Consider the following 10,825-nt stretch of genomic DNA (forward strand, 5'->3'; position numbering starts at 1 on the left):
CCGATAAACCAACTCCGGCCGCCCCACCTGCCCATAAACCGGCGCCCGCTCAGCCCTCCCCGCCTCCACCAGATGCTCCAGATACCGCCGAGCCGTGATCCGGGAAATCCCCACAGTCTCGGCAACCCCCGCCGCCGTGAGCCCCTCCTCGGCCTCCCGCACAGCCCCGGTCACCCGCTCCAGCGTCGGCCCGCTCAACCCTTTGGGCAGCGCCGCCGGCCCCGGTGCCCGCAGGGCCGCCAGTGCCCGGTCCACCTCGTCCTGGCCGCTCGCCTCACCCACCGCCGCATGGAACTCGGCGTACCGCACCAGCCGGTCCCGAAGGGTGGCGAATGTAAAGGGCTTCAGTACGTACTGCACGACCCCGAGTGACACTCCCTCCCGGACCACGGCCAGATCCCGCGCCGAGGTCACCGCGATCACGTCCGCGTGATGCCCGGCGGCACGCAGCGAACGGGCCAGTTGCAGGCCGTGGACATCGGGCAGGTGCAGGTCCAGCAGCAGCAGATCCACCGGCGTCCGCTCCAGTGCGCGCCGCGCCTCCGCTCCCGTGTGCGCCTTGCCGACGGCGACGAAGCCCGGCACCCGCCCGACGTACATCATGTGCGCGTCCGCCGCCACCGGGTCGTCCTCCACGACCAGGACGCGAATCGCCTGCTCGGACGCCGCCGTCATACGTCACCTCTCGAAACGACCGCGCCCTCGGAACCGGCGGTCCGCGTCGAGCCGGTTCCCTTCGTGTGCGGGGGGCCCTCAGCACGGCCGGCATCCGCCGCGGGGGCGGTGCCTTCGGGCGGGGCGGTCTCTTGCGCGGGGGCGGTGCCCGAGCCCCCTTCCTCCGCCAGCGGCAACCGCACCTCGAACACCGCCCCGCCGCCGTCCGCCTCCGCCACCGACAGCGTGCCCTGGTGCCGGATCGCGGCCTGGCGGACCAGGGCCAGGCCCAGGCCCCGGCCTCCCGGCCCGGCCGGCTTCGTGGAGAAGCCGCGCTGGAAGACCGTCTCGGCGAGCGCGGGGTCCACCCCGGCGCCGGTGTCCGACACCCGGAGTACCAGCTCGCCGTGCTCGGCGTACGCCGTCACCGTCACCCTCGCCCCCACACTTCCCTGCGCCGCGTCGACCGCGTTGTCGATCAGGTTGCCGAGGATGGTGACCAGATCCCGGGCGGGCAGGGACGGCGGCAGCAGGCCGTCGTCGAGGCGGCTGTCGTCCGATACGACGAGCTCGACGCCCCGCTCGTTGGCCTGGGCCGTCTTGCCCAGCAGCAGCGCCGCCAGCACCGGCTCGCTCACCGCCGCGACCACCTGGTCCGTCAGGGCCTGCGCCAGTTCCAGCTCGGCGGTGGCGAACTCCACCGCCTCCTCGGCCCGCCCCAGCTCGATCAGCGAGACCACCGTGTGCAGCCGGTTCGCCGCCTCGTGCGCCTGCGAACGCAGCGCCTGGGTGAAACCCCGCTCGGAGTCCAACTCGCCCATCAGGGACTGGAGTTCGGTCACGTCCCGGAGCGTCACCACCGTGCCGCGCCGCTCACCGCCGGACACCGGCGAGGTGTTGACCACCAGCACCCGCTCCGACGTCAGATGCACCTCGTCCACCCTCGGCTCGGAGGCCAGCAGCGCCCCGGTCAGCGGGGCGGGCAGCCCGAGCTCCGCGACCGACCGCCCCACCACATCACCGTCCACGCCCAGCAGCTCACGCCCGCCGTCATTGATCAGCGCCACACGGTACTGCCCGTCCAGCATCAGCAGCCCCTCGCGTACCGCGTGCAACGCGGCCTGGTGGTAGTCGTGCATATGGCTCAGCTCGGCCGCGTTCATGCCATGGGTGTGGCGGCGCAGCCGGGCGTTGATCACATACGTGCCGACGGCGCCCAGCGCGAGCGCGCCCGCCGCCACCCCGAGCAGCGCCGTCAGCTGGTCCTGCACCCGCTTGCTGATCTCCTCGACCCGGATGCCCGCACTGACCAGCCCCACGATGTGCGCCGGCTCGTCACCCCCGTCGTAGATCGGTACGACCGCCCGCACCGACGGGCCGAGCGTGCCGGTGTACGTCTCGGTGAAGGGCTCACCCCGCAGAGCGCGCGCCGTGTGCCCGCGGAAGTGCTGGCCGATCTGCTTCTCGTCCGGGTGCGTCCAGCGGATGCCCGCGGGGCTCATGATCGTGACGAAGTCGACCTCGGCGTCGCGCTGGACCCGCAGCGCGTACGGCTGGAGCTCGGCCGTCGGATCGTCGGTACGGATCGCCTCCCGCACGGACGGCGCGTCAGCGATCGACTGCGCCACGGCCATGGCCTGCCGCCCCGCCGCGTCCTCGGCCTGCCCACGGTCACTGACGTACGTGAAGACCGCGTACCCGGCGACGAGCACCGCTATCAGCACAGCCTGCATGGCGAACAGCTGGCCGGCCAGGCTGCGGGGTCTGGGGACCGGGACGGGGATGCGCATGTCGTCAGTCTGCCTCCATGGCTGATTGTGAACTAAATGAACGGAAGGGTGACCGCCCTCACACGGCGGGAGATAGTCACCGCATCGCTGAATACGACGCCCCCGTCCCCCGGGGCGCGACGGCCGGACAGCGAGACCCCCACACCCCCGGACGTGAGCCGCACGCCGGTGACACCGACGAAGACGTCAAGGAGGGCAGCCGTGGCCGCCGCCAGTTCCCCCGAGAAGGCACCCGCCGCACCCGTCGCCAAACGGGACCGCACGCACTACCTCTACATCGCGGTGATCATCGCGGTGGCCCTCGGTATCACCGTGGGCCTGGTCGCGCCCGACTTCGCGGTCGAGCTGAAGCCCATCGGCACGGGCTTCGTGAACCTGATCAAGATGATGATCTCGCCGATCATCTTCTGCACGATCGTCCTGGGCATCGGCTCGGTACGGAAGGCCGCGAAGGTCGGCAAGGTCGGCGGTATCGCGCTGGTCTACTTCCTCGCGATGTCGCTGGTCGCGCTCGCCATCGGCCTCGTCGTCGGCAACATCCTGGAGCCGGGCACGGGCCTGCACATCACCGACGCCATCAAGGATGCCGGCCACGAGCAGGTCGACTCGGAGGCCAAGGACACCACGGAGTTCCTGCTCAGCCTCATCCCGACCACGATGGTCTCCGCCTTCACCTCGGAATCGGTCCTGCAGACCCTGGTCATCGCGCTGCTCGCAGGCTTCGCGCTGCAGGCCATGGGCTCGACCGGAGAGCCGATCCTGCGTGGTGTGGAGCACATCCAGCGGCTCGTCTTCCGCATCCTCGCCATGGTGATGTGGGCCGCCCCGGTCGGTGCCTTCGGCGCCATCGCCGCCGTCACCGGTTCCGCCGGCGTCGACGCGCTCAAGAAGCTCGCCATCCTGATGCTCGGCTTCTACGTCACCTGCTTCCTGTTCGTCTTCATCGTGCTGGGCGTGCTGCTGCGGCTCGTCGCCGGTCTCAACATCCTCACGCTCTTCAAGTACCTGGGCCGTGAGTTCCTGCTGATCCTGTCCACCTCTTCCTCCGAGTCCGCGCTGCCGCGCCTCATCGCGAAGATGGAGCACCTGGGCGTCAGCAAGCCCGTCGTCGGCATCACCGTCCCGACCGGCTACTCCTTCAACCTCGACGGCACCATGATCTACATGACCATGGCGTCCCTGTTCATCGCCGACGCCATGGGTACGCCGATGGCCATCGGCGAGCAGATCCCGCTGCTGCTCTTCCTGCTGGTCGCCTCCAAGGGCGCCGCCGGTGTCACCGGTGCGGGTCTGGCCACGCTGGCCGGTGGCCTGCAGTCGCACAAGCCCGCCCTGGTGGACGGCATCGGTCTCATCGTCGGCATCGACCGCTTCATGAGCGAGGCCCGCGCCCTGACGAACTTCGCGGGCAACGCGGTGGCCACGGTCCTGATCGGCACATGGACGAAGGAGATCGACCGCGCACGGGTCGACGAGGTGCTCGCCGGTGCCATCCCGTTCGACGAGAAGACCCTCCTGGACGACGGCCACGGCGGCCCGGCCGAGGCCGAGGTGCCGGAGCAGGGCGGCGAGAAGGAACTCGCGAAGGCCTGACCTCCGTCCCGGTCCCAGCTCCGGACGTCCGGCCCCGCCTGAACCGGGGCCGGGCGCCCGGCCACCCCTCCGATTCAGGCGCACGGCAACTGCCGTGCGCCTGACGGCATTACCGGAAGATTGCCCTCCGTTACCCGCCCTTGCCCAACCCGGTCGATCTTCCGTACCTCTCCTCGGATGACCTTCAAGCACCGAGAGGAAGTCCGGGGGAACCCATGGACAAAGTTCGTAAGGCATTGATCGGCACGGCCGCCACCGCCGTGCTCCTCACGGCCGGCGTCGCGCCGGCCCAGGCGGCCACGGGGACGGCACAGCAGTCCACGGGGCGTGACTACAAGAGCATCTCCGGCGTGTGCGGTTCACTGCTGGCCACCGGTGTCAGCGTCTCCTCGCTGGGGAAGACCATCGCGTCCAAGGGCGCGGGCTGGGTGGGGGCGATCGTCTCCGCGGGCTGTCTGGTGAAGGACGCCAAGGAGTACAGCAGGGCCTTCAACGCCACCCCGGCGGGCATCGCGCGGCTGAAGAAGATCCAGGCGAAGTACCACAACTACACCTTCAAGCGCTTCATGAAGGACTTCGGCTGCGAGTGGAAGGCGAACCCGCCCGGTGGTGGCACGGATGCCGCTCCGGCCGTCGTCGCCCACAACACCAGGGCGGCCGGGCACTGGGACTGCAGCTCGGCCGGAGACTGAGCGGAGCGTTCCCGTGGACATCACCCTGGCACTCGTACTGGTCGTCGCCGAACTGGCGGTGCTGACCGGTGGGTACCTCGACGCGCAGGCGCGGACGCGGCCGGGCAGGGGCGTCCGCGTCACCAGGGCACTCGGCCCTCTGCTCGCCGTGGCCGCGGTCGTGGCTCTGGTGCCCGATCCCGTCTGGAAGGTGGCGGTTGCTCTCGTCACGCCGGCGCTGGTGAAGGCCACCGACCAGTACGCACGCCGCGTCGGGGCGCCGGCCCCGGGTGGCCGTGAGCAGGCCGGCCGGTCGCGCTGAGACCGGCGAGCGGGGCCGGGCCGGGAGGCGGCCCGGCCCCGCACCCGGCCCACCGGCCGGTGAGTTCGCCCCACTCGGCCAAGAGTCCGGGAGGGCATCAACCGACCCGAACGGCCGCACCGTCCAACCGTGCCAGCTCCTCCGCGCCCAGCACCAGGTCCGCCGCGGCGGCCGAATCCCGGATGGTCCGAGGGCGGCTCGCTCCCGGAATGGGGATCACGGCGGGAGAGCGCGCCAGCAGCCAGGCCAGACACACCTGCTGAGGGCTGACGCCGCGGGCGGCGGCCACGGCACGGAAGGCGCCGAAGCGAGGCTCGTCCACCGTCGGCGACAGCCCGTCCTCACTCCGCGCCGGCCCGTCCAGCGAGCTGCGGGAGATGCCGCCCAGCGGGCTCCACGGCAGGAACGCCAGCCCCAGCTCCGCGCACAGCCGCAGCTCGGCCTCGCTGTCCCGTACGGCGGGCGAGTACTGGTTCTGCACCGACACCAGGCGGTCGCCGAGGATCCGGTGGGCCGCGCGGATCTGGTCCACGTCCGCGTTGGAGACGCCGGCCAGGCGGATCTTGCCCGCGTCGAGGAGTTCGCGCAGCGCGCCGACCGACTCCTCGAAGGGAACGCCGGGATCCGGCTTGTGCAACTGGTAGAGCCCGATCGCCTCGACGCCGAGCCGCCGCAGCGAGGCCCCCGCGGCCGCCTTGAGGTGTCGGGGGTCGCCGTTCACCGTCCAGCTGCCGTCGGCCGGCCTGCCGCGGCCGCCCTTGGTGGCCACCAGCACGCCCTGCGCGTCGCCGCCGTACGCGGCCAGCGCGCGGGCCACGAGGAGTTCGTTGTGACCGGGTTCGGCGCCCGGCAGATGGCACGAGTCCGCCGTGTCCAGCAGCGTCACCCCCGAGTCCAGGGCGGCGTGCACAGTGGCCAGGGCACGGGCGCTGTCGGGGCGGCCCTCGATGGACAGCGGCATCACACCGAGTCCGACCACGCTCACACGACGGTCGCCAAGAGTGCGGTACCGCACGTCAGTCATCCCTTCCGAGGGTCTCGGCGACGGCCTTCGGGAGCCACTGCCGGGCGGGTGTGAAGCGGAAACCCAGCCGCGTGGCACGGGAGTTGTCCATGCCGTACGCGCGGGTGAAGGAGAGCGGGGAGACCTCGCCGACCTCGACGTGCTGGAAGACGGCCTGGCCGTCCGGGAGGTGCGCGGCGATGGCGGCGCACAGGTCCTCGGTGGTCAGCAGGCCGTGCGACGCGGCGTTGACCGGACCCGTGAAGTCCTGGCCCACCGTCCAGAACAGGAAGTCGGCCATCTCCTCGACATGGATGTACGTCGCCGGGTGGTTCACCACCGGTACGGGGATCGGCGTCCCGCTGCGGACGCGGCTCGCGTAGTAGGTCATACGGCCCGTGAAGTCGTCGTCCCCGCCCAGCACATGGGCGACGCGTACCGCCACGTACGGGAAGTCCCGGCCGGCGGCGAACACGGCCTCCGCCTGCCGCTTGCCCTCGCCGTAATGGGTCTCGAGGAACTCCGGGTCGTCCCAGGGGAGTCCGAGGTCGACGCCCACGTCCACCGGGTCCACGTCCGTCTCGCGCACGGGGGCGATCGAATCCTCGTACTCGTACACCTCCACCGTGGACGTCAGTACATAACGCCGGGTGCGGCCGGTGAGGACCCGGCGGGCGATCTCCGCCTGCCGCGGCGTGTAGCAGACCTGGTCGACCACGACGTCGAACGTCCGTGAACCCAGCGCCGACGTCAGGGACTTCTGGTCGCCGCGGTCGGCGACCAGATGAACCACGCCCGGCGGTGGCGGCGACGATCCGCGATTGAGAACCGTCACCCGGTCCCCGGCCGCCTGCAGTCGCGCGATCAGCCGCTTGCCGAAATAGCGGTTGCCGCCGATGACCAGTACTTCTCGTGCCTTTCGCATGACCATAATTCTCTCGGCCCCACACCACGTCCTGAAGGGGAAGACATGGGAGATCAGGCCGCCGTACCGAAAGAACCACGGCATCTGCGTCCGGCCGCCGACGAAAAGTCGGTGGCCTTCGACGCCCTGGACCGGCAGATCCTGGAACTGCTCCAGACCGACGGCCGGATCAAGCTGAGCGAGTTGGGCCGCCGCGTGCGACTCAGCCCGGCAGCCGTCACCGAGCGGGTACGGCGGCTGGAGGCGGCGGGCGCGATCACGGGATACGGCGCCCATGTCGCCCCCGCCCGGCTCGGCTACGGCATCCAGGCGTTCATCCGGGTCAACCCGCACGGCGGCTACACCCTCAAACACCCGCGCACCCTGGAGCTGCTCGACCGCCCGGAGGTGATCGAGGTCCACCACACCGTCGGCGAGGACTGCTGGGTCCTCAAGGTCGCCGTCGAGGACACCGTCCACCTGGAGGAGGTCCTCGAACAGACCTCGGCGCTGGGCCGCACGACGACGTCGATCGTGCTGTCCTCCCCGGTGCGCAGAAAGCCGCTCCTGCCGCGGTTGCCCTGACGTCGGCGTCAAGGATTACGTTCGTACGCATGCGAATCGGCGAGCTGGCCGCGCGGGCCGGGACCACGACGCGCACGTTGCGCTACTACGAGTCGCGCGGGCTGCTGCCCGCGCGGCGCAGCGGCAACGGCTATCGGAGCTATGACGAGGACGACCTGAAGCTGCTGCGGCAGATCAGGACGTTGCAGGACTTCGGGTTCGACCTGGAGGAGACCCGGCCGTTCGTGGAGTGTCTGCGGGCCGGGCATCCGGAGGGCGACTCGTGTCCCGCCTCGCTCGCGGTCTACCGGCGCAAGCTGGACGAGCTCGACGCGCTGATCGGGGAGTTGCAGGCCGTGCGGGCCAAGATCGGCCTGCGGCTGGCGATGGCCGAGGGGGAACCACCGTTGTGCGAACTGGGAGGGCAGGAACTGTGATCAGGGCGGCAGGCGTGGCCGAGGTGACGGACGCGGACTTCGAGGCGGAGGTGATCGGGGCGGAGTTGCCGGTGCTGGTGGAGTTCACGGCCGACTGGTGTCCGCCGTGCCGGCAGATGGGGCCGGTGCTGACGGCTGTCGCCGGTGAGACGGGGGACCGGCTGAAGGTGGTCCAGCTGGACGTGGACCACAACCCCGAGACCACCAACGCGTACAAGGTGCTGTCCATGCCGACGTTCATGGTGTTCCGGGGCGGCGAGCCGGTGAAGTCGATGGTGGGCGCCCGCCCGAAGCGGCGCCTGCTGGAGGAACTGTCCGACGTCCTCTGATCCCCTGAGTCCGTCCCGGAACAGAGAAATCCCCCGAGCAATTGCGCTCGGGGGATTTCTCTGCGTATATTCAATGGTTCGCGACTTCAAATGCGCTGAGTCACGGAGAAGTTCACTGAACGCAGTATATCCGGCCGGGAGCGGAATTGTCAAACACCGAATTTCAAGACGGTGAAATGCGGCGTGAGCAGGAATTCATCGACGACCTGTACGCCCGCGTGGACGCGCTGCGCGGCGACACCGAGGCCTCCGTCACGGACGCTCTCGCCCAGGGCAACACGCCCATGCAGGCCCGCCTGGAGCGGGACATCCTCGTCGCCGAGCGCTCGGGGCTGCTCGCCGCGCTCAACGCCGTGGACGGATCGCTGTGCTTCGGCCGGATCGACCTGGCCTCGGGAGTCAGCCACCGCATCGGCCGGATCGGCCTGCGCACCGACGACGCCGAGCGCACACCCATCCTCATCGACTGGCGGGCCGACGTCGCCCGCCCCTTCTACCTGGCCACCGGCCACACCCCGATGGGGCTGCGGCGCAGGCGGCACATCACCACCGACGGCCGTACCGTCACGGCCCTGCACGACGAGATCCTCGACCTGGGCGACCAGGAGCGGACCGGCCACGAGGACCCGACCGGCGACGCGGTGCTGCTCGCCGCGCTCGACGCCGCGCGCACCGGCCGTATGCACGACATCGTGCAGACCATCCAGGCCGAACAGGACGAGATCATCCGGGCGCCGCACCGCGGCGTACTGGTGGTGGAGGGCGGCCCCGGCACCGGCAAGACGGCCGTCGCCCTGCACCGCGCCGCGTACCTGCTCTACGAACACCGCGAACTGCTCGCCAAACGCGCGGTCCTGATCGTCGGCCCCAACCCCGCCTTCCTCGGCTACATCGGCGAGGTCCTGCCCTCGCTCGGCGAGACGGGCGTCCTGCTGGCCACGGTCGGTGAACTGTTCCCGGGCGTGCGGGCGACCGCTGCCGACACCCGTGAGGCGGCCGCGGTGAAGGGCCGCGCCGGCATGGCCGACGTACTCGCCGAGGTCGTCCGCGACTGGCAGTCGCTGCCGGACCCGGTGATCGCGATCGAGCACGAACGCGAGATCCTCATGCTCGACGACGACCTGGTCAAAGTGGCCCGCGAGCGCACCCGCGCCGCGGGGCTCCCGCACAACGTGGCCCGTGAGCACTTCGAGGGGCACATCCTCAACACGCTCACCGAGCTGTACGCCGAACGCGTCGGCACCGACCCGTACGACGGCAGCAGCCTCCTCGATCCCAGCGACATCACCCAGATCCGTGACGAGCTCGCCGAGAACCCCGAGGTCTGGGCGGCCGTCGACCAGTTGTGGCCGGTGCTCACCCCGCAGCGCCTGGTCGCGGACTTCCTCGCCGACCCCGTGGGCTACCTCCCCGACGAGGACGTCGCCGCGATCCGCCGGCCCCTGACGCGGGAGTGGACGGTGGCGGACGTACCGCTGCTGGACGAGGCGGCCGAACTGCTCGGCGAGGACGACCGGGTGGCCCGGGCCCGCGCGGACCGCGAGCGCGAGACGCAGGTGGCGTACGCGCAGGGCGTGCTGGACGTGTCGTACGCCTCGCGGACCTACGAGTTCGACGACAAGGAGGACGAGGACAGCGAGGTGCTCTCCGCGCACGACATCATCGACGCCGAGCGCTTCGCCGAACGCCAGGAGGAGGACGACCACCGCAGCGCCGCCGAGCGGGCGGCGGCCGACCGGACCTGGGCGTTCGGGCACATCATCGTCGACGAGGCGCAGGAGCTGTCGCCGATGGCCTGGCGGCTGCTGATGCGTCGGTCGCCGACCCGTTCGATGACGCTGGTCGGCGACCCGGCGCAGACCGCGGAGGCGGCGGGGGTCGGTTCCTGGGCGGGCATCCTCTCGCCCTATGTCCAGGACCGCTGGGAGCACACGCGGCTCGGCGTCAACTACCGGACCCCGGCCGAGATCATGGACCTGGCCGCGGCCGTCGTCCGTGACCGTGATCCCGGCTTCGAGCCCCCGAGTTCGGTCCGTTCCACCGGCGTACGGCCCTGGGTACGCGCCACCGACGACCTGCCCGGCGCGGTGGCCAAGGCCGTCGGCGAGCTCACGCCGGCCGAGGGGCGGCTCGCGGTCATCGCGCCGCGCCACCTGCACCGCAAGCTCGCTGCGCGGCTGGACGGCGTCACCGCGGGCGCGGAGCCCGACCTGACCCGGAGCGTCGTCCTTCTCGACCCGCGGCAGTCGAAGGGGCTGGAGTTCGACTCCGTGCTGGTGGTGGAGCCGGGGTTGTACGGGACGAGCGATCTGTACGTGGCGCTGACTCGGGCTACTCAGCGGTTGGGGGTACTGCACACGGGTACGCTGCCGCGGAGCTTGGCCTGACCTGGCCTTTGCCCGTCGCTTCGCCCCCACCGCCCGGTGGGGGCTGGCCGCGCAGTTCCCCGCGCCCCTTGGGGGGCTGCGCCCCCCACCAGCCCGTCCGGCGTTTGAGGACGAGGCCGAAGGCCGACAGCGGGGGTCTGGGGGCGGCAGCCCCCAGGGATGGGACGGGTA

The 10,825-nt window shown here is 70.9% G+C and carries 11 protein-coding genes; 7 read left to right on the forward strand and 4 right to left on the reverse strand.

Annotation, left to right across the window (positions count from 1 at the left end; all coding sequences use genetic code 11):
• Together L0P92_RS36865 and L0P92_RS36870 are read right to left on the reverse strand one after the other, a co-directional pair.
• Positions 1–675, reverse strand: a 675-nt coding sequence (locus tag L0P92_RS36865; RefSeq protein ID WP_234767424.1) for a response regulator, incomplete at its 3' end; no start/stop codon positions are given.
• Positions 672–2,444 (reverse strand): sensor histidine kinase, encoded by a 1,773-nt coding sequence (locus tag L0P92_RS36870; RefSeq protein WP_234767425.1) that lies wholly within the window; start codon positions 2,442–2,444, stop codon positions 672–674. The genes L0P92_RS36870 and L0P92_RS36865, both read right to left, overlap by 4 nt.
• A gap of 201 nt (positions 2,445–2,645) precedes the next feature.
• On the opposite strand from L0P92_RS36870, the gene L0P92_RS36875 reads away from it, so the two are divergent.
• The 3 genes from L0P92_RS36875 (at position 2,646) to L0P92_RS36885 (ending at position 5,030) form a co-directional block, all read left to right on the forward strand.
• Positions 2,646–4,037, forward strand: a complete 1,392-nt coding sequence (locus tag L0P92_RS36875) for a cation:dicarboxylate symporter family transporter (protein WP_234767426.1) — start codon at positions 2,646–2,648, stop codon at positions 4,035–4,037.
• A gap of 215 nt (positions 4,038–4,252) precedes the next feature.
• Positions 4,253–4,729 (forward strand): hypothetical protein, encoded by a 477-nt coding sequence (locus tag L0P92_RS36880; protein ID WP_234767427.1) that lies wholly within the window; start codon positions 4,253–4,255, stop codon positions 4,727–4,729.
• A gap of 13 nt (positions 4,730–4,742) precedes the next feature.
• Positions 4,743–5,030, forward strand: coding sequence for a hypothetical protein (locus L0P92_RS36885; protein ID WP_234767428.1), 288 nt, complete (start codon positions 4,743–4,745; stop codon positions 5,028–5,030).
• Between the two features lie 97 nt (positions 5,031–5,127).
• Here the strand turns inward: L0P92_RS36885 and L0P92_RS36890 are convergent, their stop codons facing one another.
• Positions 5,128–6,045, reverse strand: a complete 918-nt coding sequence (locus L0P92_RS36890) for an aldo/keto reductase (RefSeq protein ID WP_234767434.1) — start codon at positions 6,043–6,045, stop codon at positions 5,128–5,130.
• 1 nt (position 6,046) lies between these two features.
• Positions 6,047–6,958 carry an NAD-dependent epimerase/dehydratase family protein gene (locus L0P92_RS36895; RefSeq protein ID WP_234767429.1) on the reverse strand — a complete coding sequence of 304 codons (912 nt, stop codon included), beginning with the start codon at positions 6,956–6,958 and terminating at the stop codon, positions 6,047–6,049.
• Between the two features lie 45 nt (positions 6,959–7,003).
• On the opposite strand from L0P92_RS36895, the gene L0P92_RS36900 reads away from it, so the two are divergent.
• The 4 genes from L0P92_RS36900 (at position 7,004) to L0P92_RS36915 (ending at position 10,654) form a co-directional block, all read left to right on the forward strand.
• A complete protein-coding gene (locus L0P92_RS36900) occupies positions 7,004–7,522 on the forward strand; it encodes an Lrp/AsnC family transcriptional regulator (RefSeq protein WP_234767430.1) in 519 nt (172 codons plus the stop codon).
• 29 nt (positions 7,523–7,551) lie between these two features.
• Positions 7,552–7,938, forward strand: coding sequence for a MerR family transcriptional regulator (locus L0P92_RS36905; protein ID WP_234767431.1), 387 nt, complete (start codon positions 7,552–7,554; stop codon positions 7,936–7,938).
• Positions 7,939–7,952: 14 nt separating this feature from the next.
• A complete protein-coding gene (locus tag L0P92_RS36910) occupies positions 7,953–8,267 on the forward strand; it encodes a thioredoxin family protein (protein WP_234767432.1) in 315 nt (104 codons plus the stop codon).
• Positions 8,268–8,443: 176 nt separating this feature from the next.
• Complete coding sequence (locus L0P92_RS36915; protein WP_234767433.1) at positions 8,444–10,654, forward strand: HelD family protein; 2,211 nt, start codon at positions 8,444–8,446, stop codon at positions 10,652–10,654.
• The last annotated feature ends 171 nt before the right edge of the window (positions 10,655–10,825 follow it).

It is taken from the genome of Streptomyces muensis, from assembly GCF_021474425.1.
Taxonomy (GTDB): Bacteria; Actinomycetota; Actinomycetes; order Streptomycetales; family Streptomycetaceae; genus Streptomyces; species Streptomyces muensis.